This window comes from Emticicia sp. 17c, assembly GCF_037153985.1.
Classification (GTDB): Bacteria; Bacteroidota; Bacteroidia; order Cytophagales; family Spirosomataceae; genus Emticicia.
Window position 1 is genome coordinate 140,830 of sequence record NZ_JBBAYI010000005.1, and the last position, 25,184, is coordinate 166,013.

Genomic DNA, 25,184 nt, shown 5'->3' on the forward strand with positions numbered 1-25,184 from the left:
CCTGATTGACTGATTGGCTTGTGACTAAATAATGATAGTACATATTATTATTTTAATAACCCGAGTATATATGCTATGCGTATATGGTACATCGGTATGAATTATATTGCCTGTTTGCTGTGTACTTCATTAGTTTTTATGTCTTTGGCTGGTTTGTATGGCTCATACAAATAGGGGCATACTATGCCAGTAATTGTGGCAAACCAAATTAACTACCAACTTTTTTATTTTAATTTTATGCAAAACATACATTTGTTATTACGGCCCTATCGGCAATGGCTGTATCAGGTTCTGGTGCTTTTATGTATTTCTTTGGCGGCTAGGGCGCAAGACCACGTGCTGGCTGTGCAACTACCCGAATGGGGTTTCGATAACCCCACTAATATCAAAACACAAATAGATGAAATGGCTAACAATGGCGTAACGGCTGTGCATTTCAGAATTAGCCTTTCGGACCTTTATAGTTCTTATATCGAGCTTACAAGTGGTACCGGAAATACCACCAAATGGGGGCAGTATGATGAAGTTTTTAATTATGCCTATTCAAAAGGGATGAAAGTAGCCCTGAGTATAAATGTAACGGTGCTTAGAGAAAATGTTGACGCTTTTTTTGGCGGAAGCAGTTATCAGTATCTGGCTAAAGACCAATGGGATAAACCGGCACTAATAAACCCTAACGGACAAAGTTTCGGGATAGTGTCGTTGGCATATAGCAACGGTGTAGATAGGCTTAAACTGTTTGTGAATAAAGTGGTTAGCCATTTTAATAATTTACATTCGGATGCCATTGTCTGGACTTCGGTTACTACTACGGCTCAATGGGAGTTTGGCTACAATTACGAAAACCATGATAAAACAGGTGCAGGGGCAACTTTTAAAGAGTATAGTGCCGTGTACGATTATTCCAGTTATGCTGTTGATGCGTTCCGTACGTGGCTGTCAAGCAAATATGGCAACAACATTAACTCGCTGAAAACCGCGTGGGGGTCTGATGCCAACGGCTATGGGTCTTTTAACGATGTGCAACCGCCGAAATTGAGTGTGTCGGAAGCCAACAGGATATATGTAGATATTAATACTTCAAGACAGGTATTTACGGCTAATGTTAACAGGGGGAAAGACTGGTACGATTTCCAGCAGTCGCTCATCAAGAGTTTTGCCTCAGCCATCAAGTCGGAGATACAGGGTATCAACAGCAATATTAAGTATGTGCAGGAATATGGCAGCAATGTAGACGAGTATGCTTTGCTAAGAATTGCCTATGACCTGAAAAGCATTTCGGACGACGTAGACGGCCTGAAAACACAATTCTCGGATTTCCAATGGGATTCCACCTCTCCGCTGATTGCCTCCGATTTGGTCAGAACCAACACAAACAAGCCTATTTATACCGAAATAAATCCGCACGATGTAGTTACACAGAGTTCGGTGCCGCAGGAAACCGCCAATATTACAGAGGCCATGCTCAATGCAGGTAAGTCGGCTATTAATAATGGCTGTAAATGGGTTGATATTATTGTGCCATCGTGGCATCAGCTTAACCAGAATAGTCTTCAGGATAAAGAATATGCCGCATCGAAGCTCGTAGCCAGTGGTTTAAGAACCTACACGCCTGTATACATTACAGCCAGCACCAGCCAATGCGTATCGGTACAGGATTTGATAAGCAATTACGGCACCGTTATCAGCAACTGGATGGGGGCAAATAACAGTGGCAATACCCGTGTAAATGTTACCCTGAGCAACGGCAATAAATGTTTGAGCGTGTCTAAGCAGGATTTACTCGTGGGGAATTCATCTTCTACACAAACATTTAAAATCTATGCAAGTAATATTTCTTCATGGAGTGTCTCAACGGCCGACTCATGGTTGAGTTTCAACACAACGTCGGGAAGTTCTACGACCGATATTAACGTTACCTTACAGGCCAATAGCACCGGAGTAACAAGAAAAGGCAAGGTAACGGTAAGCGGCGACGGCTTTACACGTTATATCAATGTGTATCAGAATGCAAGCACCACAACAGTATTGCCAGATAGTTGTTATACGATTAAAACAACTATTGCAGGAACTAACTTGTATGTGGCCCCTGCATCGGGGAATCAGATACAGCAGGCAGCTCCGAGCGGAACCAATACACAGGCATGGAGAATAACCACGGTTGAACCCGGGTATTACAAAATTGTGAATGCCGCTAACCCAACTCTAGTATTGGGGCTTGATGTAGAAGATTGTACAACGCTGGGCGATAAACCTGTGCTTAAAGCATGGGCAAATAACGATTATCAGAAATGGCAGATAATTCATGTAAGTGGTAATAACTGGACTTTCCTGAATAAAGCTATCTGTAAAAGCAGGGCTATTCTGGTACCCGGCAACAGCACCACTGCCGGCACTATTTTATCGACTTACGAGTTAATTTCGCCGAGTGATGCGCAACAGGTTTTCACGCTGTCGTTCTCGAGCCTTTGCCCTTGTGTACCTCCGGCTGCGCCAACGGTTACGGCTAGTTCGTCAACCATTTGTACAACCAACGGCACAAGTTCTACCTTAACTGCCAGCGGGTGCAGCGGCACTGTTACATGGAATGGCGGCCAGACAGGCAGCACACGTGTGGTAAGTGCCACAGGTACTTACTCGGCCACTTGTACGGTATCGGGCTGTGGTACGGCTTCTGCGGCTTCTAACGTAATTACTATTACAAATTCATGCCCTGTACCTCCTACGGGTTGTTATACAATTAAAACAACTATTGCGGGTACTAACCTGTATCTGGAGCCAACATCAACCAACCTGATTCAACAGGCTGCGCCAACAGGTACAAACAAGCAGGCATGGCATTTTATAGAAGTTGAAACGGGGTATTTCAAAATTGTCAATTCGGCCGATACTACCCTTGTGCTGGGTCTGGAAATTGAAGATTGTATTACTTCGGGCGACAGAATAAAACTACGAAGCTGGACAAACAACGACTATCAGAAATGGCAACGCATATTGGTGGGTAGCAATTATAGTTTTGTAAACAAGGCTTCATGCAAAAACAGGGCTATTCTGGTGCCAGATTATAGTACAGCCGCAGGAACCATTATTAGTACTTATGACCTGATTTCGCCGAGCGATGCCCAACAGGTGTTTACTTTGGCGGCTTCGTCGCTTTGCCCTGCGTGTACGCCTCCGGCTGCGCCAACAGTTACGGCTAGTTCGTCAACAATCTGTACGTCAACGAGTACAACTGCAACCCTTACCGCCACCGGATGTAGCGGCACCGTGACATGGAGTACAGGCCAGACAGGTAGCACACGAGTAGTAAGTGCCACAGGAACATACTCGGCCACTTGTACTATTTCGGGTTGTGTTACGCCGTCGGTAGCCTCAAATGTGGTAACTATTAGCAATAGCTGCAAACTTTTGCCGGGTTGTTATACCATTAAAACTACCATTACAGGCACTAACTTGTATCTGGCCCCTGCCAGTGCTAGCCTGATTCAGCAAACTACCGCCAGCGGCACCAACACACAGGCATGGCAGTTTATTGAGGTTGAACCCGGGTATTACAAAATTGTAAATGCCGCCAATACTAGTCAGGTGCTAGGCTTAGAAATTGAAGATTGCAGTACTTCGGGCGACAGAATCATGCTCCGAAGCTGGACAGGCAACGATTATCAGAAATGGCAGGCTATTCTGGTAAGTGCCAATAATTATACGTTTGTTAATAAGGCATCGTGTAAGCAAAGAGCTATTCTGGTGCCGGGGTATAGTACTAGTGCCGGTACGATTCTTTCGACCTATGACCTTATCAGCCCAAGCGACCAGCAACAAGTGTTTACGCTCACTACTACGTCGTTGTGTTCGGGTTGTACGCCTCCGGCTGCGCCAACAGTTACAGCTAGTTCGGCAACGGTATGTAATGGCTCAACGGTTACCCTAACAGCCAGCGGATGTAGCGGCACTGTGACATGGAGTGGTGGGCAAACTGGCAGCACGCGTGTGGTAGGTACAGCAGGCACTTATTCGGCCACTTGTACGGTGTCGGGGTGTAGCACAGCTTCGATAGCCTCAGAGGTAGTTACTATTAACAACTGTTCGTTTCAGGAAGGGTGTTATACCATTAAAACTACTGTTACGGGGGCTAATCTGTATCTGGCCCCTGCCAGTGGCAATCTGGTGCAGCAGGCGAGTGCCAGCGGAACCAATACGCAGGCATGGCAGTTTACAGAGGTTGAGCCGGGTTATTACAAAATTGTGAATGCCGCCAATACCAGTCTGGTTTTAGGGCTTGAAGTCGAAGATTGTAGCACCACCGGTGACAGAATTATGCTCAGAACGTGGACAAACAACGACTACCAGAAATGGCAGGTAATACAAATAAGTGCCAATAACTACACGTTTGTTAACAAAGCATTGTGCAAACAAAGGGCTATTCTGGTGCCGGGTTATAGTACCAGTGCCGGCACGATTCTTTCGACCTATGACCTTATCAGCCCAAGCGACCAGCAACAGGTATTTACCTTAACGGCTTCTGGTTTATGTAGCGGCGGGGCGCGTATCCGAAACGATGTGCCACGGAATGACGTAAGTGTAAGCGATGAACCGAGATTTGAGTTGAAAATGGTTACGCCGGTATCGTCAGAGTTACAGGAGAATCAGTTTGTGTTGTATCCGAATCCGGCCCACGACCAGATTGAAGTGAAATTCTATCTGCCGTCTGCCTCAAGGGTTTCTTTTACACTCTATAATGTACAGGGAATCCAGCTTGATAAGCATGATGTACAAGGCGAAGCGGGTATTAACACGCACATATTTAAGTTGCATGATTTTAAAAACGGCATTTATGTGCTAAAAGGCGTTTTTGGTAGCAAGCAAGACAGCAAGAAATTTGTGATTGAAAGGTAAAAGGCTTGTTGTTTTTTCGGCCCTCCATGGTATGCAAATACACTGGAGGGCTTTTTGTTTGTGCCACAACAAAGCCGCACACCCAGCCTAGCGTTATAAATAGTTGCGGTGATAGCCCCCACGCCGATACCAAAATACTTTACTGTTACTATTAAGGCTTGTGTTTTTGCCCATCAGGGGGCTTAATACTGAGCCATATAGGAGCTGTAACGGGCTTGGAATTTAAAAAATACAATTTATTTTGGCGATTTGAATTAGCAAACTTAAATTTGTGCAAATTTAAAGACCATCATTATTTAACATGAGAAAGTTAAGCGTGTTATTGTTTGCAGTAGTTGCGGTTTCATTGGCATCATGCGACTATCAAAAAAATAATAGTATTGAACAAAAAGATGTCCGTAAGGGAGATCAGTGGGTATATGGTGTAAGCCCTGATTCTGCTGCCAGACAATTAAAAAATAAATATACGGCTAATCCAGAGCTTGAGAAGGAAGCTAACGCTATCCGCGAGAAACTGTATGGAAAAGCAGGGGCTTAATTGTTAGCTCATAAGATAGGCAAATTACAATCTTCATAGCTGTATAAGCTATTGTAAGCATGTAATATGCCTATTTTATTTTTCACACCCATCATAAACAAAACAAAAACCCAAAATGAACATAGCATTAGTAACAGGTTCGGCAGGTTTGATAGGTAGCGAGTCGGTAGCTTTTTTTGCAGAAAAATTCGATTTAGTTATTGGGGTTGATAATAACTTACGTTCTTATTTCTTCGGCAAAGAGGCATCAACAGACTGGAACCGTAATCGCTTGGAAGAAAGATTCAGCAATTATAAACATTATAATGCCGATATCCGCTCGGAAGAACAAATCGGTTCGATATTTAAAGAATACGGCCACGACATTAAATTAGTGGTGCATACGGCTGCTCAGCCAAGCCATGACTGGGCCGCACGCGAGCCTTTCACCGACTTTACGGTAAATGCAAACGGAACCCTTGTGATGCTTGAAATGACACGCCAGCATTGCCCTGATGCCGTATTTATTTTTACGTCTACTAACAAAGTATATGGCGATACGCCTAACTACCTTCCGTTGGTAGAACTGGAAACCCGTTGGGAAGTAGACCAGAACCACCCATATTATCAGAACGGTATCGATGAGTTGATGTCAATCGACCACTCGAAACACTCTATTTTTGGTGCCTCGAAAGTGGCGGCAGACGTAATGGTGCAGGAGTATGGTCGTTATTTCGGAATGAAAACGGCTGTTTTCCGTGGAGGATGTTTAACAGGCCCTAACCATTCGGGCGCGCAGCTACATGGTTTTCTGGCTTACTTAATGAAATGCGCCATTACCGGAAATCATTATACTATTTTTGGCTACAAAGGCAAACAAGTACGTGACAATATCCATAGCTGGGACCTCGTGAATATGTTCTGGCATTATTATAATGCTCCACGCCCAGGCGAAGTTTATAACGCTGGTGGCGGACGTTTCTCTAACTGCTCAATGCAGGAAGGGATTGCCATTTGTGAAGAAATTACAGGTAATAAGATGAATTACAGCTATGCGGAAGACAACCGCAGCGGCGACCATATCTGGTACATATCTGACCTTACCAAGTTCAAAACGCATTACCCAGAGTGGAACTGGAAGTATGACCTCAAAGAAACACTCGTGCAGATGTACGACAACATCAGCCAGCGTGTGTAAAAGTTATATAAACAAAAAAGGTTCTAATCGATCGATTAGAACCTTTTTTGTTTGAAGAACCTGCCTGCAATTTGTTGCTGTCTGGTATGTTGAATTTAAGGGGGGAACTCTTGATGATATATTTTAATGATACCACACAAGTATCTACCTAGACGCATACTGGTAAAAAATTCCGGTATCGAAAGGAGTCCAGAGGCTGGCTTTTTGCCCGCAACTTTTCAGGCCGTTGTTAGCCCACGTATTGCAGGTATGAAACAAATGATAACTGCCTTTGGCTTCATAGAAAGCGTCGGTGCTGCCATAATTGGCGTTCGTCCGAATGGGCATCAGATGCCCCTGTGCATCGGTCGTGAAACTCTCCTGAATATATTTCACCAATCTTGCGTATTGGTCTTTTGAAATATCAATCTTTACGCAGTCGGGCCCTTCTTTCATGTGTTTGTAAAAAGTAGCATGAATGGCCGACGTACTCAGCGCAAAGGCCGCTTTAAAAGCGGTACTGGCTTTGAGGTCTGCCCAAGTGGGTGTTTCCAGATAAAAACCTTTGTCGCCCCAGCCGAAAGCCACATAATTAAACGTGGTATCTTTGCCCGTTGTGTTAGCAAACTTTACTTCCTGGCTCCAGTCTAGCTGGTCGGTTTTAATAGGCACTACGAGGTCGGTATGCACGCCATTGGTCAGAATATAAACCGAAACATCGTTCTGAGTCTGATTTTCTTTATCAACACTCATTCTTGATAGCACATACGCAGCCAGCAGATAAATACCTAGCAGGCATATCAGGCTCAGCACAGCAAGCCCTGCGGCTTTGAGTAAAGTTAATGCAGTTTTCAAGTAATAATAGGTCAGAAAATTGAAAGACAAACAACAATTATCTCATTCTGTCGGCATCTCTTACTTTTCTTTCGTCACGACGAATCAATCGGTTAGAAATCCAGTTAAATACCAGTGCGGCAAAAGCAGCCCAGAAACCTATCCCAAATTCTCCTTGTTGGTCGGGGTTAAAAAATCTGGTAGCTTCAAACTGAATATGGTAAACGGTTGTGCCAAGTAATGCCGCGCCAATAAGCGAGTTAAGGGCTACGAACATCATCTGACGAACACGGTTTTTGTATTGAAAAATAGTGAAAACGGAAACTCCGGCCGAAAGAACGGCTAAAATTGCCAGATAAAACACAGGGCGGTTTACAGCAGCCAGTGTGCCTTTCATGTGGGCCATGTAGTAAGGGGTTAATATTGCTTCTTCGCCGGTGCCTACCTTGTGCCATACAGGGGGCGTTGCCAGATACAGAACCATACAAATGGCGGTCAGAAGTAATAATACTGATTGAGGGCGTTGTAACATTTCAACAAAAATTAATAATTATAAATAACAATTTCGGTACAAAGGTAAATAATCGTGCATATCCTGCATGAGATAGGCACTAAATTTTATCGGAGGTAAGCAAGTTTATGATTTCGGGGTGTTGGGGGTATTGTTGCAGTAAGGCTGCCCGACTAGCCAGCTCGAAATCTTCAAAACTGAAACCGGGTGCTACGGTACAACCCACCAGCGAGTAGCCGTCGGGCTGGGCGGGTTTGCTGCCAAACCACACACCTGCCGGAACCACCGCCTGAAAAACCTCGCCGTTTTCGGGGTTATTGCCTAGTTTGATGGTCTGTACAAAGCCCTGATTATCAATATAAAAAATATTGAGCGGAGTGCCGTGGTAAAAGTGCCACATTTCGTCGGACTGGATGCGGTGCAGGGCAGAGAACTGGTGGCCTTCGAGCAAAAAATAAATGGCGGTACTAAAATTTCTGTCTCCTCCGAAACGTTTAGGAAGAGCATCATGAGAGATAACTTCTGGCGAACGATACGTTTCTGCAAAATAACCTCCCTCGGGGTGCGCCTGCATACGGTATTTTTCTACCCAATATTTGGCTGTTTTCATATTTAATGTGGAAATAGATAAATGAATATCTTATTTTTGGGAAAAATAATAGAACTGGGTTTGTTTAATGAAAAGTAAATTTATAAAAATCTTATCTATTCTTGGCGGAATTGTTCTGCTAAATATACTGGCTTCGTTTGTTTTCTTTCGTGTTGACCTAACCGAAGAAAAACGCTATTCGATTTCGGATGCTACTAAAACCTTGCTCGAAAACCTCGACAAAGAGGTGCTGATTAAGGTGTATCTGGATGGCGACGAGCTACCCGGTGGTTTTGAACGCCTTAAGCGCGCCGTTAACGAAACCCTCGAAGAGTTTCAGGTGTACGGAGGTACAAATATCGATTTCAGGTCGTTTAACCCTAATGCCGAAAGCAATACCCAAAAACGAGAGCAGTTTTATGAAGAACTCTTTAAAAAAGGCATGACACCAACCCGTGTGGTTGATACTAAAAACGGGCGGCAGATTGAAAACATTATTTTTCCGTATGCAACGGTGAGCTATGAGGGCAAAGAAGTGCCGGTTTTGTTACTGAAAGGAACCGAGGGCGCAAGCGCACAGGAAAAACTGAACCAGTCGTACGAAAATGTTGAGTACGAACTGGCAAGTGCTATTCGGAAACTGACCCAGAAACAGAAAAAGAATATAGGCTTACTGACCGAATTTACCAAACTGAAACCTGCTAGTTTTGCTGACCTCATTGCCTCGTTGCATGAGCGTTATAATTTGTACATTATTGATGCCAAACAATCGCCTACGTTTCAGGGGCTTGATGCCATTATATTACCGAAGCCTGATTTGCCAGTTGATGATAGCACCAAATATAAAATTGACCAGTTTGTGATGAACGGCGGCAGGGCTTTGTTTTTTGTAGATGGCCTGAAAGTTGACTCAGTAGGGCTTGAAGGTACTTACGCCCAACCACTGGAACTGAACCTGACCGACTTGTTTTTCAAGTACGGGGTCCGAATCAACAGTAACATTATTAAAGATGGCAATAGCTCGGCGGCTATTCCGATGGTGGTGGGCAACATGGGCGACAGACCCAACATTCAGCCCATTCCGTATCGGTATTTTCCGGTAATTAATAATTTCGGCAAGAGCCTCATAACCAATAATATAGACCTCGTTTATTGCCGCTATGTGGCTTCTATTGATACCGTAATGGCACCTGAGGTAAATAAAATACCGCTGTTAATGACTAGCCCCTACACCAAAGTGCTGAATGCACCGGCATTGGTTACTTATAACGAAGCACATACCGAAACGCAGGAAAGCGAGTATAACGGCGGCGTTAAAACCATCGCTTATTTGCTTGAGGGTAAGTTTCAGTCATTATACAAAAACCGCTTGCTGCCGTCTGACCCCCGCTATGCCAGTTTCAAGGCCGAAAGCCAGCCAACCAAAGTGTTTGTGTGTTCGGATGGTGATCTGATTGCGAACGACCTCAACCCTAAAACGGGGAATCCGCTCCCTTTGGGTTTCGATAAAACCACCCAGCATATTTTTGGTAATAAAGATTTTGTGCTGAATGCCATCGATTATATGATTGACGAAAACGGCGTGATACAGGCGCGCGGAAAAGAAATAAAAATTCGACCGCTCGACAAACTTCGTATCCGTGACGAACGCACCAAATGGCAAACAATTAATATTGCGCTTCCGCTTGGGCTTGTGGTTTTATCTGGTATTATTTTGTTTATGCTACGGAAAAGAAAATTTGCCTGACGAAAGGTCTTTTTTTTCGTAAAAAAAGTACTACATTTAAAACTCGAATATATTTTTTTTCATCTTCTATCTACGACCGGTTAAACATGAACCTATTTGAAATTAAAGAGCAACCAAAAGTCTTTGATGTTGTCATTGTTGGCTCTGGTGCGGGTGGTGGTATGGCAGCATACCAACTTACTAAGGCTGGTGCAAAGGTTTGCTTGCTAGAGGCGGGCGGATATTTCGACCCCGCAGACCCTAAATACATTACACAATTAAAAAATCCGTGGGAGTCGCCTCGCCGTGGGGCAAGTACCCGTACGCGCCCGTTCGGTGACTTTGATGCTGCCTGGGGCGGTTGGGATATTGAAGGCGAACCTTACGCGGCTATGCCGGGTACGCAGTTTCGCTGGTTCCGTTCAAGAATGCTCGGTGGTAGAACCAATCACTGGGGGCGTATTTCGATGCGTTTCGGCCCGGATGATTTCCGCAGAGGTTCCATGACGGGCATCGGCGACGACTGGCCTACCAGTTATGATGACTACGCTCCTTATTATGATAAAGTGGATAAACTCATTGGGTTGTTCGGTACAAAAGAAGGTATCCGTAATGAGCCAGATGGTATTTTTCTGCCTCCTCCAAAGCCTCGTTTGCACGAGCTAATGCTGAAAAAAGCAGCTACTGGCATTGGTATTCCGGTTATTCCGTCGCGTATGGCTATGCTTACCAAGCCAATCAACGATTCACGCGGGGCTTGCTTCTACTGTGCGCAATGCGGTAGGGCTTGTCAGGCTTATGCCGATTTCTCGTCGTCATCGGTGTTGTGTATTCCGGCGGCTAAAACAGGAAACCTGACGCTCATTAACAACGCTATGGTAAGAGAGGTATTAACCGACCCTACTACTGGCCTTTGTACGGGTGTTTCTTATGTAAATAAACTCGATTTAAAAGAATATTCAATTAAGGGTAAAATTGTTGTGCTGGCTGCCAGTACCTGCGAAACCGCCCGCCTGATGCTTAACTCGAAATCGTCGAGATTTGCCAGAGGGTTGGCTAACGACAGCGGTGTAATTGGTAAATACCTGAACGACTCAACAGGGGCAAGCCGCTCGGCGTTTATTCCGGCATTGCTCGACCGCAAACGCTACAACGAAGATGGCGTGGGTGGTATGCACGTGTTTACGCCATGGTGGCTCGATAACAAAAAACTTGATTTCCCAAGAGGTTACCACATCGAATACGGTGGCGGTATGGGTATGCCCGGCTTTGGTTTCGGTATGGGTATTGAGCGCGTAAATGGCCTTATTACTGATAAAAACGGTAACAAGAAAAAAGCAGGTGGTTACGGTGCAAGCCTGAAAGAAGATATCCGCCGCACGTATGGGGCTTATATCGGAATGGCTGGCCGCGGAGAACCTATTCCGTTGGAGTCGAACTACTGTGAAATTGACCCTAATAACGTAGATAAATACGGTATTCCGACACTCCGCTACCACTACAAATGGAGCGAAAACGAAATAAAACAAGCCAAACACATGCAGGATACCTTTGAGGAAATCATCCACGCAATGGGGGGGATTCCGATGGGTAAAAAACCTGATGCAAGCAATAACTATGGTCTGGCACAACCGGGCGAAATTATTCATGAAGTAGGAACCGTGCGTATGGGTAATGACCCTAAAAAATCGGCTCTGAATGGCTGGCAACAAGCCCATGATGTGAAAAACCTGTTTGTGGTTGATGCTGCGCCGTTTGTATCGCAGGGCGACAAAAACGTAACTTGGACAATTCTGGCTAGTTCGTGGCGTACTTCTGACTACATTATTGAGCAGGTAAAAGCGAAAAACATTTAATCAAGACCATTTTCAATACAGACAAACATGAAACGTAGAGATACACTAAAAGCAATTTCATTAAGTTCGTTAGGAATGGCCGTTTTACCAACCAGCGAACTGGTAGCTGCGCCGGCACCAGACCCGAAGCCGTTTAAAACTACGCCTGCGCGTATTCCTGAGGAAATTGAGCGGGATAAAAAATTGATGGCCGAGAAATTCTTTACGGCTGGCGAGCTTACTACTATTGGTATCCTGAGCGATATTATTATTCCGGCCGACGGTAAGTCGGGGAGTGCTACCCAAGCAGGTGTGCCTGCCTTTATTGAGTTCATCGTGAAAGACCAACCCGGGTATCAAACCCCGCTCAGAGGTGGTTTGCGCTGGCTCGATAACCACTGCACCAAGCGTTTTGGCAAAGCCTTTGCGCAATGTACCCCTGCCCAACGCATAGAGGTAGTAGAAGATATTGCCTACCCTGAAGACGTTAAACCTGAGATGTCGCAAGGGGCAGCGTTTTTCTCGCAAATCAGAAACCTTACCGTAACCGGATTTTACACTACCCGCATGGGTTTTGATGATTTAGGTTACATGGGTAACACACCAAACGACTGGAAGGGTGTTCCGCAGGATGTACTCGATAAGTATGGCCTGAAGTATGACCCATTGTACGATAAAAAAGACGAATAGTGCCAGTGGCTACTATTCTGAACGAAAAAAATCCCCGAAAGAGCTTCTTTCGGGGATTTTTCGTTGTTATCAAACAACCAATCAGTACAGCATTCTGAACCTGATGGTTTCTTCCATTTCTTTTATTTCCTGCACAAACTCGTCGGTATAGCCTTTGTCTACATCCATGATAACATACCCGATGTTTTCGTTGGTTTTGAGGTACTGGCCATTAATGTTAATGGCGTGTTTGGCAAATATATTGTTGATTTTTGCCAGAATACCCGGTACGTTCTTATGAATGTGCAGCAAACGGTGCGAGTCTTTCAGTAACGGCAATTGTAGCTCAGGGAAGTTTACACTGCCCGTAGTGCTGCCGTTATTCATGAACTCAAGCAGGCGTTCTGGTACATAATGCCCAATGCCTTCCTGTGCTTCTTCGGTGCTTCCACCAATGTGTGGGGTCAGAATCACGTTTGGCAAGCCTCTTAATTCGTTTATAAACTCTTCGTTATTGGTTTTAGGCTCATACGGAAACACATCAACCCCTGCACCTGACACTTTCCCGCTCTTGAGGGCTTCTACCAAAGCAGGTACATCAACCACATGGCCTCGTGCCAGATTCAGGAACACAACGCCGTGTTTCATCATTTCGAACTCACGCTTGCCAAACAGATTGGTGTTATCCTTGCGGCCGTCGATGTGCATACTTACTACATCGGCTACACGGAGAACCTCGTCGAGCGAGCGGCATTTTTTGGCATTACCAATAGGCATTTTATCTACGATGTCGTAGAAATAAACCTCCATACCAAGTGCTTCGCCAATGACCGATAACTGTGTGCCAATATGGCCGTAGCCTATCAGGCCCAGTTTTTTGCCACGTACTTCAAAGCTATTGTTGGCTGATTTATCCCACGTGCCTGCGTGCATACCGATACTTTTCGGGAAAATATTACGAATGAGCATAATCATTTCGCCAACGGCCAGTTCAACCACCGAACGCGTATTGCTATAAGGAGCATTAAAAACGGCAATGCCTTTTTCGGTGCTTGCTTTTAAATCAATCTGGTTAGTACCGATACAGAAAGCCCCGATTGTCATGAGTTTATCGGCGTTTTCGAGTACTTTTCTGGTTACGTTGGTTTTTGAGCGAATACCCAGAATAGACACCCCCTTTATTTTTTCGGCCAGTTCGGTTTCGTCCATTGCGCCTTTATGAAACTCTACATCGAAGCCTTCGCGTTTGAAGGCATCAACGGCAACCGGATGCACGTTTTCGAGAAGCAGAACTTTGATACGGCTTTTGGGGTACGACTGGCTGCGGGGCAGCTTGTTAAGGTACAGAAACTCATCTAACGACGGCACTACGTGGTCGGCTTTGGCAATTACTTTTTCGCGCTCAACGTTTTCTGTAAAGGCATAAAAACGATTAGCCAACCCTGCTGCGCGTAGCTCGTAGTCGGTGTAGCCGTCGCCGAGGGCGTACACGTCGCCATCGAGTTGTAACGATGCCAGTAGTTTTACTTTACCTTTTTCGTGTGCCAGTACGTTGTTATCATCAACACCTACGATATTGCCTTCGTAGTCGAACTGAAAGGTGTTGGCGTATACGTTTTCTTCTTTCAGCCCCATTGCTGTTACAATAGGCACAATAAATTCTTTGAAACCACCCGAAATAATCAGGATGTTGTCGGCGTATTCTCTCAGGAATTTTTCGTTTCTCTGAAACGAGTCTGAGACTTTAGTATGCAGGAAATCAACCAGCTTTCCGATGTGGTCGCGGTTGGCTTTCAGTAATTCAATTCTGCGGCGCAGGGCTTCGGCAAAAGATATTTCGCCGTTCATGCCCATTTCGGTCAGGCTTCTGATTTCGCCTACGATTTTTTCCTGATTGGTATTGCCCGCAAGGGCTATATTGGCTAGTTCGTCGAGCCCTTCTACTTTGGTAAAGGTGCTGTCGAAATCTATGATAAAATAAGGTTTATTATTCATGAACCACTTAAATGCTAGGTAACTATATAATAGGTATTGCTGTTAAAACTATGCGTTAGTTGGGGTATCTGCCAAAGCAATTTTAATATGCTCCAGATGATGCGCCGAGTGCCATGCACCCATGTGCAGGGCTTGTGCGAGGGTCAGGGTTAGTTGGCGGCCTGCATGGAAAAACGTTTTGCTGAAATCCTGCGCTGACATTGATTTGAGCAAATGCGCCCAACGTTTGTGGGTGGCTTCCAGCAGTAGCAGGGCATCGGCCAGTGGCACGCTTGCTACTTCGGGGTTGTTTGCCCAGCCGTTAATATTGGGTATATAGCCTTGTGGGTTGTTTTCGCAGAGTGCCTGTTTGAAACGGGCAAAATGCAGAATGTGCATATCTGAGATATGTACAACCAGTTTGTGGATGCTCCAGGCGCCTTCACGATAGGTTTTTGCCAGTTCGTCTGCCGAAAGGGTACTTGTGAGCCTTTTATATTCGGCCGGATAGCTCTCAATAATGCTGATGTTTTTCGCTATTTCTTCTTCCGAATAGCTGTTTTCGGGTTTCCATTTACCAATTGGAAACTGGCGTTGCTCGAGGCTCATTGCTTCAGGGAGGTTTTGTTGCAAACTCAAATTTACAGACTATTTCAGAAGTAAAAGTGAGCTAAGCTATTGATTTTCAATAATTAAACAAATAGTCAAGATTTTTCTTGATAAAATACAATATATCAATAGTTGATGAAGAAGAAGTGCAAATATAGTAATTTTCAGGGAACTGGGTCATATCCATGGCCACCCCACGGATGACAACGCCCGATGCGCTTGATGGTGAGTAACAGCCCCTTGAAAAAACCATGTTTCTGGAATGCTTCTACCGAATACTGCGAGCAGGTAGGTGTATAGCGGCAGGAAGCCGGAAACCACGGAGAAATACCAACCTGATAGAGACGTACTAGAAAAATGGCGATGTATTTCATGGGCTTATGGCTTATTCAAATGAGATATATAAAGTAACGGTATGCGTAGTGAGGCGGTCGATGCCGGCAATGGCAGTGCCGCGGGCATTAACGGGGTCGATGAGGTTAACCAGCCCGTGCGAAAAATGGAGTTCGGGCGAGAACTTGAAATATTCTCTGAAAAACTCAATACCTGTGCCGTATTCTATGCTGAAATCGTTGTTTTTGGTAGTAAACTGCTGGCGGTTTTTACGGTTAACGGCGTTGGTTTCGACGGCATAGCGCAACCCGCCAAAAATATACATACGCACATTGCCGCGGCGTTCTGACTTATATTTGAGCATGAGGGGTAGCTCGAACCACGCGGTTTCGCGGAGTTCGGTTTTCTGGCCCAGTCGTTTGTCTTCAGGTACGTTAGCGGCTGTATTAACAAAGCGGTATTCGAGGCGGCGGCCATAAATGGCTACCGTGGGCAATACCCTGAAATCGAAATAGTCGTTAAGGCGGATATTGGCCAGCCCGCCCATTTTCAGGCCCATTGTGGCGGGCGAGGTAATGGCGTAATAGTTATCTTTGTTAACGAAGTAATTATTAAACCTGATATTGAAGTTTGTATAAGGCAAACCCAGAAAGTACCCGAATTTTAAGGTTTTGGCATCGTAATCTGCCTGAAAAATCCTTTTGTTTTGTTGGGCATAAAGTGTGTTTGCTGCCATTAAAGAAACAAACAGGCAACCTTTTACCACGGCAAAGGTTTTTTTAAGAGAAAAGCGATTATTTCTTGAAAAGGGTACTTTAATATTTTTCATCCAGACACTAGGTATGTTAATCCTGCTGATTCAATAGCATATCAGGGCTTTTTTCGGCCAATATATACCGTACAGATACCAAAAGTAAGGGGTACAGCTTTTACTTGAGTAAATCCGGCTTTTTCAAATACCCTCAGGAAGTCGTTGCCCTCAGGGAATGCCTTTACTGACTCAGGCAAGTAGCTGTAAGCTGCTTTATCTTTTGAAATTAGTTTCCCTATTAAGGGAACAATAGTAGAATTATAGAACCAATATAGCTGCTTGATAACGGGTGTTTTGGGCTTTGAGAACTCAATAATGAGGCACGTGCCACCGTTTTTTGTAACTCTGCACATATCGGTGAGCCCTTTTTCCAGATTCTCAAAGTTCCTTACTCCAAAAGAAACGATAACGGCATCGAAAGTATTGTTATCGAACAGTAATTTCTCTGAATCTCCACTTCTGAGTTCAATTACATTTTCCATGCCAATTTTTTTCATTTTCTCACGGCCGCGTGCCAGCATTCCTTCCGAAATATCAACCCCGATTACTTTTTCGGGTTTCAATTGTTTGGCTGCTTCAATGGCGAGGTCGCCGGTACCTGTGGCAATGTCGAGTATCAGCTTGGGGTTTTCGGGGCGTAGCATCGAAATGGCTTTTCGTCTCCACCACACATCTATTCCGCCGCTCAGAAGGCGGTTTAAAAAGTCATACTTGGGCGAAATGTTATCAAACATTTCGGCTATCTGCTCGCGCTTTCCGGTTTCTTTTTCTTTGTACGGTACAACCATCTTCAATAATCAAAAAAAATCAATGCTACAATAACTGCGGGCAAAGTTACAACCACATTTTCATATTAGATACGTTTTGTTCAGATAAATGCTTTAAAGCCAATAAATTATGGGGGGTGTATCTGGCACAAAAACTTTATTATGAGCTAAATAAGGGCTGCTTGTAAATGCCTTTACAACTCAACAAAAAAAGCGGTTTATAAGTTTTGGCCAATGGCCGCTTGTGGGGCTTTGGCATAAATTTTTTTCGTTTTTTATGTATCTGATTTTCAAAGAGATAATGGCAGTTGGGGTTAAAATTTAAAAAATAATTCCAACCATATTTTTTTAAACAGAATCCATGTAGGAAATAAACCAAAGAAAAATTTATGAAAAAAATTGTTTTAAGTATTGTTTCGGTAGCAGTTATGTTCTCTTGTACGAAAGAGGAAACCACCCCACAACTAGGATTTAATGACCAGTTTAATGTTTCGACACAGGGTTGGAGCGGAGATTTTGCGGATTATCCGGTAGGGGAGGAAGCGTTTTATGAATTGTTGATTACTAAAGATGCCAAATTGCCGGCTCCTTTAGATACTTTGAAGAAAGGGTTGCGTGTGTCGGGTAATAACCATAGCGATGATTTGTTTATGTATATCACCAAAAAACTGACAATGCCAAAGGCGAATCAGTTGTATAAAGGTACTTTCGAGATTGAATTTGCTTCTAATGCTGCTCAGGGCTCGGTAGGTGTGGGCGGCTCGCCAAGCGAAAGCGTGTATATGGGAATCGGGCTTACCTCAATTGAGCCTAAAAAGGTAGCTAACACCACTAGCAAGTATTATGAAATGAACATCAAGAAAATGCAACAGGCCACCAGTGGGCAGGATATGAAAGTGATTGGCAACGTGAGCAATGGCACGGCCGAAAACAAATACAAACTGGTGAAACGCACAGGCGAGTTTACGGGCAAGTCGGATGCAAACGGTAATCTTTGGGTTATTGTCGGAACCGACTCTGGCTTTGAAGCTACTACCACGCTATATTATACAGGCGTGAAAGTAGACCTGAAAGAAACAACAACTGCGGCGCAATAATGCGTCAGGGGCAGGTCGGAACTCTCCTTTGGATTCGACCTGCTTTTTCTGCACAACTTTTTTTACATTTATTATTCAATTACTCGATTACTCCTATGAAAAAATGGCTTGGTTTCTTTGGAATTGCTGGCGTTTTATGGCTGGTTGCTTGTGGAAAAGATACGGTTTTGCCTGAACCACAAAATGGTGGCTACCTGCCCTTGCAGGTAGGCAACTACTGGAAACTGGACGGCCTGAATACAAGAACTATTACAGAAACAAAGGTTTTTAATAATAACACGTACTTTGCCATTACTACAAGCTACGATACCATGTATGTACGTAAAGAGGCCGACAAAATTATGGCGTATTATCGGGGGAAAACATCGGTTCTGTTTGATTTGGGTGCTAAAGTGAACGATATTTGGATGTACCGCGACTACAACGTGAAGCTGATAAGCAAAACCGATAGTGTGAAACTTGGTAGCGAGACCGTTAAAAACTGTTATCAGTTTTTTTTCGATATTCCGGCTATGGCCGATGAAGAACACGCTATCTGGCTGGCACCCGGAATCGGGTTTATTCAACAGGCGTGTTATGGCGAATGTGTAGGCGGCAAGAAGAAACTGACCGAGGTAAAGCTCGACAACAAGGTGTATCGGTTCTGAAAGGTGTTACGTCTGAGCAACGTTTGAGGCAGGGTAATTCCTGCTTTTTTTGTTCGGAATAACAGCCATGTCTGCGGGTAGTGGGAGGGGTAAATACAATATTTTTGAGCAAAATGTATCAGGTATTTTTACTTGTTTTTATTAAAATGCGGACCATTGAATAATTTTTTTTGCACAAGATAAAATATATTGTTATTCTTGATGAAGGTTTTGCTGAAGAATGCTTTTTTGAAATTGAATGAGATGAGTAAACGCTGTTGTTATTGAGATGAAAGAATTTTCTACAAACCTTATTGGGTGTGTCTGAAAAAAAGATGCTCTTCGAGAAGTATTTCAATTGATATTATTGCTATCTATAATAAACGTCTGAACTAACCCATGCAGACATTCCCTTTTCATTATATGATATGGCTGCAAAAAAAAATCTTTATCAATGAAAAATTACTATGAAATATTAGGAATCAGCAATCATGCTGGCATTGAAGACATAAAAAGTGCGTTTCGGAAAAAATCAAAAGAGTATCATCCCGAAATCACGTGGGGTCGTCAGGACTCCGCCCGAAAATTTATTGAAGTCAAAGAGGCTTATGAGATTCTTTCAAAACAAACCTTGCGTACTGCCTATGACTCGGCGTTGCAGGGCAACACAACCGGTTTTGATTTCTCTGCCTTATATGCCCCACAAAACGCCCAGTATTATACATCAAAGCCGATGAAGTTTTTCGAGAAAGATTTCGAAAAATATATTCTTACATGGCTTTCGGAAGGCGAATACACCCCTAACGACATTCTTGACAACATCAGCAGCCAACGTAGTTTGTGCTTTTTGCCTTTTTATCATATACAAAAGGCATACTCGGGCGATTTCAGGGCGAGGCTAGGGCTTGACAAAACCCGAAACAGAACTATTTATAATTATAATACCAAACGATACGAAGAAGAGGCGTATCGGGTAACAGAATATTATCAGGTTGGGCATAAGTTTCATAACGAGGTTTCGCTTTTTGCGCTCAATCAGGAGGTTGGCAAGGGGTCTATGTTTGAGGCCATAGAAAAAGAGCTAAGAAAAAACCAGAAAACAATTGATGATTTATACCAGATTGATTTAAGTAGTTTTGATAAAAAACAGATTCATGAGCCTGAATACCAGCCAGAAGATTTGTTTGAACAGCGTTTGAAAAACGAATTAGTTAATCAGATAAAAACTCAGGAGCTACGCCAGTATAATTACAATACTGTTTCGCACGCCGACGTAGACGTAGATTTTACCAACATAAGTGACACCCTTTTTTATGTGCCTTACTGGGTACTTGTTTACACCTACAAGCAGGAGCAGCATTATGCTTTTATTAATGCCTCGGATACCTTGCAACGCGGTGGCACCAGACCTGTCGACAAAGAATGTAAAAAAACAGTGAGGGCAATAAACCTCAGCTACTGGGGGGCGGGCATAACCAGTACGGGCTTGGCTGCTTATGCCGCAGTATTGGGGTATCAGGATTATAACCAGTCAAATACCCTTGAAATGAACATTTACAGTGTCATTATTGCCATAGGAGGCTTGTTGGCCACACATTTGTTTTCAAAGAAAAAGATTAAGGCAATCAAGCAAACTTCTTATAATATCAGGCAGCATAAACTCAAAAGTAAACTTGCCACTCTTTTTGCTTAATCGGTTCTGGCGTAATTAACCCTTTGCCGAAACGCTTCACTCTCTGTTATTGGGTAGGTAGCTAAACACGGGCTTTTTCGGCCCCAGATACACGCCTGCCCAAACAAATACGAAACATTTACAGGCCCTATGTAATATTTGGCCGCTGCTTTTTGTTAGCTAATAAAGCCCCTTTTGCTCAACTGCCCTGATAACGCTATTGGCAGAAATTTTCGGGTTATGGGTAGGTTTATGCAACCCATAAGCTATTTCGGGAGTCAAATAGGTATTGAGGCAGGCTAAGGTGTTTGTTAAATAGTTATCTTTAACATTCTGAATATTAATTAGCTTAAAATTACGGATTTTTGCATGTCCTTTTTTCAATTTTCTGGAAGTAAAAAACAAAGTTCGCAGCCTCCGGTAACAGACGCTCCGGTTTCAGAACCCAAACCGGAAACAGCCGCAAAAATGTATGAATTACTGGGCAAACACGTGCCAGCCGCTGCTGTTGACTACTGTTTTAAATTATGGAAAGAACACCCTTTTTCGTTTAAAATTACGCGTACGCGCAGCACTTGTTTCGGCAATTATAGTTTTCGGAACGGGCAGCATACAATAACGGTGAATCATGACCTGAACGTATATGCTTTTCTGCTAACGTATATTCATGAAATTGCTCATCAGCGTGCATGGCTTGGCAAGTCGAGAAAAAAAATAGCACCCCACGGCAAAGAATGGAAAACTAGTTTTCAGGGCTTGATGTTACCCTTGCTGACCGAGCAAGTTTTTCATGAAACGATATTAGTGCCACTGGCGCAATATATGCGTAATCCGGCGGCATCGTCGGTAAGGTACGCGCCGCTGGCAATTGCCTTGCAGAGCTTTGATGCCGTGCAACAAAACGGTATTTTGCTGGTAGAAGTGGCCGACAAACAATGGTTTACGTTCAGGAATACCGTATTTCAGAAACTCGAAAAACGCCGCACAAGGGTGCTGTGTATGGAGCGAAACAGCAAACGCAGATGGACAATTCTGGCTACGGCAAGAGTAACGCTGGTTGAAGAATAAGCAGCATGGTAAACGAACAATGGCATACCAGATAAATAATAACAAAGATAAGTATGGCGCAGCCAAATGGCTCGGTGGTGGCTTCGGCTGGCTGTTGGGGTGTGTAACTATGCTATGGCCGCACCTGACCTTTAGCCAGACCTCGGTACTGAGCAAAGGCGTGTGGTATAAAATAGCTACGACACAAACGGGTGTGTATAAAATTGATGCGGGTTTGCTGACCAGAGCAGGCATTGACCTGACAAAGGTTAATCCGCAAAACATAAAGTTGTTTGGCAACGGGGGCGCATTGCTGCCACAACCCAACGCCACCGCGCGCCCACAGGATTTAACCGAAAACGCCATTGAAGTAGCAGGCGAAGCCGACGGCAGGTTTGATGCCGGCGACTACATTCTTTTCTATGCCGAAAGCCCACATACCATTAGCTATGACACCACCGCCAAACGCCTGAAACACCAGCATAATTATTATTCTGACTCGACTTTTTATTTTCTGACCATAGCCGACACCAAAGGGCTGCGGGTAAGTAATGCCAGCCTGACTGCTTCGGATAAGTCGGTTACGTCGTTCGATGATTTTCAGGTGCATGAGCTTAACCAGAAAAACATGATAAGCTCAGGAGCCAAAGAACTGAGCGGCTCGGGTAGAGAATGGTACGGCGAAGCCTTTGGAGTAAGCACCGAACTGAGCTTCAGCCAGACCATTGAGGGCTTATTGCCCGACTCGCCTGTGCTTATTGTGTCGTCGGCGGTTGCGGCGGCTTACACCCAAACACAGTTAAGCCTGCAACTGAATGGCACTTTGCTTGGCTCGCATACTTTTGGGGCTATCAGGGCAGGGCAGTACGATGAAAAAGGCGTTTATGACCTGAAAGGCATCGAAAACACGCGTACTTTTAACGGTAGTGCCAGTAATGGCAATACCCTGAAACTCACTTACAGTTTTAATAAAGGGGGGCAGTCGTCGGCAGTGGCGTACCTGAATTACTTTGAGATAAAGTCGAAACGGGCCTTGCAGTTTTATAGCGGGCAAGTACAGGCGCGCGTGCTGGAGAGCCTCAGTAACGAGGCAACTAATTTCAGGGTGGCTCAGGCCAATGCTCAGGCCCGAATCTGGGATGTTTCGCAGCCATTGGCTCCTCAGAACATTGCTTTTACGCTTAACGGCTCCGAAGGTAGTTTCGGCATACAAACGGCGGGCCTGCCCAAAACCTTCGCGCTGTTTTCGGGCAATAATCTGCTTACGCCGCATAGTATCCAGCCATTGGCTAATCAGAATTTACACGCCACAGCCGTACCTGATATGCTCATTATTACCTTGCCCGACTGGCGGCAACAAGCCGAGAGACTGGCCGAGTTCAGACGAAACCACGATGGGCTTTCGGTAGCGGTGGCAAACATTAATGAGGTATATAACGAATTTGCCTCAGGTAAACCCGACCCAACGGCTATTCGGGATTTTGCTCGTTTATTATGGCTGAAAGACCCCGCCCGTTTCAAGTATATACTGCTGTTTGCCGACGCAACCTACGATTATAAAAATAATAACAGGTTTGCTTATGTTGATACACGGATGTACATACCGACTTATGAAAGCCGTGAGTCGCTAAACCCTGTAATGACCTTTTCGTCGGACGATTACTTCGGGTTTCTTGAAAACAACGAAGGCGAATGGGCCGAAAACAGTCAGGGTAACCACACGCTCGATGTGAGCATCGGGCGGCTTCCGGCGAAATCGCCCGAGGAAGCCAAAGGTGTGGTGGATAAACTGATATATTATGCACAAAATGCCAAAACCTTTGGTCGCTGGCGCGGGAAGGTGAGCTTCGTAGCCGACGACGGCGATGCCAACGTGCATCAGAGCGATGCCGACCAGATTGCTACATTGCTCGAGAATCAGGATAAAAATCTGGTTATTAATAAAATTTATGTTGATGCCTTCCGGCAGGTGTCTACCTCGAGCGGCACTATTGCCCCTGACGTAAACAAGGCCATTAATAAAACCGTGAATGAAGGCAGCCTGATTGTGAATTATAGCGGACACGGCGGCCCCGACGGCTGGACAGAAGAAAAAATTCTGACAATTGACCAGATTGAAGCGTGGCGAAACCTGAATAATATGCCGCTGTTTCTGACGGCCACCTGCTCGTTTGGTCGTTTTGATGACCCCTCGGTGGTGTCAGGGGCCGAAATTGCCCTTTTAAGCGCGGGTGGTGGGGCCATAGGTTTGCTCACTACCACTAGGCCAGTTTTTTCGTATACTAATTTTTTGCTAAACAACGCTTTTTACTCGGCTTTCGTCTTGCAGAAAGAAAGCGGTAATACACGGTTGGGCGATATTTTCAGAATTACAAAAAATAACTCGGTGCTGAGTGTAAATAACCGTAATTTTTCGCTACTGGGCGACCCCTCCATGCGGCTGGCATACCCTACCGACAAGATAGCCGTTACAAGAATCAACGGGCAGTATCCCGACGGGCAGGTATTAAAGGCATTGGCCAAAGCAAGTATTGAGGGCGAGGTAAGAGACGCGGCAACCAACCAGCTAAAAAACAATTTTAATGGTACGGTGGTGGTATCGGTTTTTGATAAACCTTCGACCTTAAGCACACTGGGGCAAAAAACAAATAAATTTAATTATCAGTTATATCAGAACAAGATTTTTGAAGGAAAAGCCACGGTAAAAAACGGGGTTTTCGCGGTAAATTTTGTAGTGCCAAAAGATATTAACTATCAGTTAGGGCAAGGCAAAATAACCTGCTATGCCGTGCAGGCCGATAGTAGCAACGATGCTATCGGGAGTTTCGGGAAGGTAATGGTGGGCGGCAGCGAGCCTGTGGTTGCCATCGATACGAAGGGGCCAGAAATTGAACTTTTTGTAGATAAAAACAATGTGCTGGAAGCCCGAATAAGCGACGAGAACGGCATTAACGTGTCGCAGGCAGGTATTGGGCATGAAATGCTTCTTACGCTGAACGACACTTTGCAAGTGATTGTAAATCAGTACTTTATAAGTAGCGAAGATTATACGAAAGGTATACTGAAATATGCCTTCGGGAAGTTGCCGACGGGGGTTTTTACCGTTAAATTAAAAATATGGGATACCTATAATAATTCCACGGAGGTATCGTTAAAGTTCATAGTGGAGAATGAAAAGTTCAGGTTAATAAAAGCCTATAACTACCCGAACCCGTTTCAGGAAGCCACCAGCTTTTTAATTGAGCACAATGCGGAAGGAGAAGATATAGCCTTTGGAATCAGGGTTTTTGATAAACTCGGTAAACCCGTTTTTGAAAAGTCTGAAATGTGTTATGCGTGCCAGAAAACCATAAATATTGGCATGAATATTGACTTTAAAGATATGGCTATTGGAACCTACTTCTATCGGATTGATGCCGTTTTATTAAGTAATAACACAAAAACTTATACTTCGGGGAAACTAGTATTTTGGAAGTAAATAAGAAAAACTGTTATAT

At 44.3% G+C, this 25,184-nt stretch carries 20 protein-coding genes; 11 read left to right on the plus strand and 9 right to left on the minus strand.

Translation table 11 applies throughout. The annotated features are described in order from the left end of the window. Positions 1-237: 237 nt before the first annotated feature. The 3 genes from WAA15_RS12040 to WAA15_RS12050 all read left to right on the plus strand — a co-directional run bounded on the left by WAA15_RS12040 (position 238) and on the right by WAA15_RS12050 (position 6,608). Positions 238-4,893: an RICIN domain-containing protein gene (locus WAA15_RS12040; protein ID WP_337043008.1), complete on the plus strand. Its 4,656-nt coding sequence runs from the start codon at positions 238-240 to the stop codon at positions 4,891-4,893. 301 nt (positions 4,894-5,194) lie between these two features. Continuing rightward, entirely contained in the window at positions 5,195-5,431 is a 237-nt protein-coding gene (locus WAA15_RS12045; protein WP_337043009.1) for a hypothetical protein, read from the plus strand. 115 nt (positions 5,432-5,546) lie between these two features. Then, positions 5,547-6,608, plus strand: a complete 1,062-nt coding sequence (locus WAA15_RS12050) for an NAD-dependent epimerase/dehydratase family protein (RefSeq protein ID WP_337043010.1) — start codon at positions 5,547-5,549, stop codon at positions 6,606-6,608. Positions 6,609-6,752: 144 nt separating this feature from the next. Here WAA15_RS12050 and WAA15_RS12055 read toward each other — a convergent pair whose 3' ends face one another. The 3 genes from WAA15_RS12055 to WAA15_RS12065 all read right to left on the minus strand — a co-directional run bounded on the left by WAA15_RS12055 (position 6,753) and on the right by WAA15_RS12065 (position 8,542). After that, a complete protein-coding gene (locus WAA15_RS12055) occupies positions 6,753-7,442 on the minus strand; it encodes a TIGR02117 family protein (RefSeq protein WP_337043011.1) in 690 nt (229 codons plus the stop codon). A gap of 37 nt (positions 7,443-7,479) precedes the next feature. Beyond that, positions 7,480-7,953 (minus strand): DUF4293 domain-containing protein, encoded by a 474-nt coding sequence (locus tag WAA15_RS12060; RefSeq protein ID WP_337043012.1) that lies wholly within the window; start codon positions 7,951-7,953, stop codon positions 7,480-7,482. A gap of 79 nt (positions 7,954-8,032) precedes the next feature. Next, positions 8,033-8,542, minus strand: coding sequence for a cupin domain-containing protein (locus tag WAA15_RS12065; protein WP_337043013.1), 510 nt, complete (start codon positions 8,540-8,542; stop codon positions 8,033-8,035). A gap of 67 nt (positions 8,543-8,609) precedes the next feature. Here WAA15_RS12065 and gldG point away from each other — a divergent pair, with 67 nt between their 5' ends. The 3 genes from gldG (at position 8,610) to WAA15_RS12080 (ending at position 12,772) form a co-directional block, all read left to right on the plus strand. After that, on the plus strand, positions 8,610-10,268 hold the full coding sequence (gene gldG / locus WAA15_RS12070) for a gliding motility-associated ABC transporter substrate-binding protein GldG (RefSeq protein WP_337043014.1): 1,659 nt from the start codon (positions 8,610-8,612) through the stop codon (positions 10,266-10,268). Positions 10,269-10,354: 86 nt separating this feature from the next. Next, complete coding sequence (locus WAA15_RS12075) at positions 10,355-12,103, plus strand: GMC family oxidoreductase (RefSeq protein WP_337043015.1); 1,749 nt, start codon at positions 10,355-10,357, stop codon at positions 12,101-12,103. A gap of 27 nt (positions 12,104-12,130) precedes the next feature. After that, entirely contained in the window at positions 12,131-12,772 is a 642-nt protein-coding gene (locus WAA15_RS12080; protein WP_337043016.1) for a gluconate 2-dehydrogenase subunit 3 family protein, read from the plus strand. Between the two features lie 81 nt (positions 12,773-12,853). Here the strand turns inward: WAA15_RS12080 and serA are convergent, their stop codons facing one another. From serA to ubiE, 5 genes are all read right to left on the minus strand, one after another. Continuing rightward, positions 12,854-14,746, minus strand: a complete 1,893-nt coding sequence (serA, locus tag WAA15_RS12085; protein ID WP_337043017.1) for a phosphoglycerate dehydrogenase — start codon at positions 14,744-14,746, stop codon at positions 12,854-12,856. Positions 14,747-14,794: 48 nt separating this feature from the next. Then, positions 14,795-15,334: a DinB family protein gene (locus tag WAA15_RS12090; protein ID WP_337043018.1), complete on the minus strand. Its 540-nt coding sequence runs from the start codon at positions 15,332-15,334 to the stop codon at positions 14,795-14,797. Between the two features lie 164 nt (positions 15,335-15,498). Continuing rightward, a complete protein-coding gene (gene yidD / locus WAA15_RS12095; protein ID WP_337043020.1) occupies positions 15,499-15,708 on the minus strand; it encodes a membrane protein insertion efficiency factor YidD in 210 nt (69 codons plus the stop codon). Between the two features lie 11 nt (positions 15,709-15,719). Beyond that, positions 15,720-16,496 carry a type IX secretion/gliding motility protein PorT/SprT gene (gene porT / locus WAA15_RS12100; protein WP_337043021.1) on the minus strand — a complete coding sequence of 259 codons (777 nt, stop codon included), beginning with the start codon at positions 16,494-16,496 and terminating at the stop codon, positions 15,720-15,722. 41 nt (positions 16,497-16,537) lie between these two features. Continuing rightward, the gene (gene ubiE, locus WAA15_RS12105) at positions 16,538-17,266 is read right to left on the minus strand and encodes a bifunctional demethylmenaquinone methyltransferase/2-methoxy-6-polyprenyl-1,4-benzoquinol methylase UbiE (protein WP_337043022.1); all 729 of its coding nucleotides are present in this window, start codon (positions 17,264-17,266) and stop codon (positions 16,538-16,540) included. 368 nt (positions 17,267-17,634) lie between these two features. On the opposite strand from ubiE, the gene WAA15_RS12110 reads away from it, so the two are divergent. From WAA15_RS12110 to WAA15_RS12120, 3 genes are all read left to right on the plus strand, one after another. Beyond that, positions 17,635-18,342: a hypothetical protein gene (locus WAA15_RS12110; RefSeq protein ID WP_337043023.1), complete on the plus strand. Its 708-nt coding sequence runs from the start codon at positions 17,635-17,637 to the stop codon at positions 18,340-18,342. Positions 18,343-18,437: 95 nt separating this feature from the next. Further along, positions 18,438-18,989 (plus strand): hypothetical protein, encoded by a 552-nt coding sequence (locus WAA15_RS12115; protein ID WP_337043024.1) that lies wholly within the window; start codon positions 18,438-18,440, stop codon positions 18,987-18,989. A gap of 433 nt (positions 18,990-19,422) precedes the next feature. Next, positions 19,423-20,661 carry a J domain-containing protein gene (locus WAA15_RS12120; RefSeq protein WP_337043025.1) on the plus strand — a complete coding sequence of 413 codons (1,239 nt, stop codon included), beginning with the start codon at positions 19,423-19,425 and terminating at the stop codon, positions 20,659-20,661. A gap of 159 nt (positions 20,662-20,820) precedes the next feature. Here WAA15_RS12120 and WAA15_RS12125 read toward each other — a convergent pair whose 3' ends face one another. Further along, the gene (locus tag WAA15_RS12125) at positions 20,821-21,024 is read right to left on the minus strand and encodes a hypothetical protein (RefSeq protein ID WP_337043026.1); all 204 of its coding nucleotides are present in this window, start codon (positions 21,022-21,024) and stop codon (positions 20,821-20,823) included. Here WAA15_RS12125 and WAA15_RS12130 point away from each other — a divergent pair. Next, positions 21,010-21,708: a SprT-like domain-containing protein gene (locus tag WAA15_RS12130; protein ID WP_337043027.1), complete on the plus strand. Its 699-nt coding sequence runs from the start codon at positions 21,010-21,012 to the stop codon at positions 21,706-21,708. The two genes, WAA15_RS12125 and WAA15_RS12130, sit on opposite strands and share 15 nt — an antisense overlap. Positions 21,709-21,727: 19 nt before the next feature. Then, on the plus strand, positions 21,728-25,165 hold the full coding sequence (gene porU / locus WAA15_RS12135) for a type IX secretion system sortase PorU (RefSeq protein WP_337043028.1): 3,438 nt from the start codon (positions 21,728-21,730) through the stop codon (positions 25,163-25,165). Positions 25,166-25,184 lie beyond the last annotated feature (19 nt).

Coding starts and splice junctions, on each gene's coding strand:
- WAA15_RS12040 (WP_337043008.1), top strand. CDS start 238: ATGCAAAACATACATTTGTTATTACGGCCCTATCGGCAATGGCTGTAT.
- WAA15_RS12045 (WP_337043009.1), top strand. CDS start 5,195: ATGAGAAAGTTAAGCGTGTTATTGTTTGCAGTAGTTGCGGTTTCATTG.
- WAA15_RS12050 (WP_337043010.1), top strand. CDS start 5,547: ATGAACATAGCATTAGTAACAGGTTCGGCAGGTTTGATAGGTAGCGAG.
- WAA15_RS12060 (WP_337043012.1), bottom strand. CDS start 7,953: ATGTTACAACGCCCTCAATCAGTATTATTACTTCTGACCGCCATTTGT.
- WAA15_RS12065 (WP_337043013.1), bottom strand. CDS start 8,542: ATGAAAACAGCCAAATATTGGGTAGAAAAATACCGTATGCAGGCGCAC.
- gldG (WP_337043014.1), top strand. CDS start 8,610: ATGAAAAGTAAATTTATAAAAATCTTATCTATTCTTGGCGGAATTGTT.
- WAA15_RS12075 (WP_337043015.1), top strand. CDS start 10,355: ATGAACCTATTTGAAATTAAAGAGCAACCAAAAGTCTTTGATGTTGTC.
- WAA15_RS12080 (WP_337043016.1), top strand. CDS start 12,131: ATGAAACGTAGAGATACACTAAAAGCAATTTCATTAAGTTCGTTAGGA.
- serA (WP_337043017.1), bottom strand. CDS start 14,746: ATGAATAATAAACCTTATTTTATCATAGATTTCGACAGCACCTTTACC.
- WAA15_RS12090 (WP_337043018.1), bottom strand. CDS start 15,334: ATGAGCCTCGAGCAACGCCAGTTTCCAATTGGTAAATGGAAACCCGAA.
- yidD (WP_337043020.1), bottom strand. CDS start 15,708: ATGAAATACATCGCCATTTTTCTAGTACGTCTCTATCAGGTTGGTATT.
- porT (WP_337043021.1), bottom strand. CDS start 16,496: ATGAAAAATATTAAAGTACCCTTTTCAAGAAATAATCGCTTTTCTCTT.
- ubiE (WP_337043022.1), bottom strand. CDS start 17,266: ATGGTTGTACCGTACAAAGAAAAAGAAACCGGAAAGCGCGAGCAGATA.
- WAA15_RS12110 (WP_337043023.1), top strand. CDS start 17,635: ATGAAAAAAATTGTTTTAAGTATTGTTTCGGTAGCAGTTATGTTCTCT.
- WAA15_RS12115 (WP_337043024.1), top strand. CDS start 18,438: ATGAAAAAATGGCTTGGTTTCTTTGGAATTGCTGGCGTTTTATGGCTG.
- WAA15_RS12120 (WP_337043025.1), top strand. CDS start 19,423: ATGAAAAATTACTATGAAATATTAGGAATCAGCAATCATGCTGGCATT.
- WAA15_RS12130 (WP_337043027.1), top strand. CDS start 21,010: ATGTCCTTTTTTCAATTTTCTGGAAGTAAAAAACAAAGTTCGCAGCCT.
- porU (WP_337043028.1), top strand. CDS start 21,728: ATGGCATACCAGATAAATAATAACAAAGATAAGTATGGCGCAGCCAAA.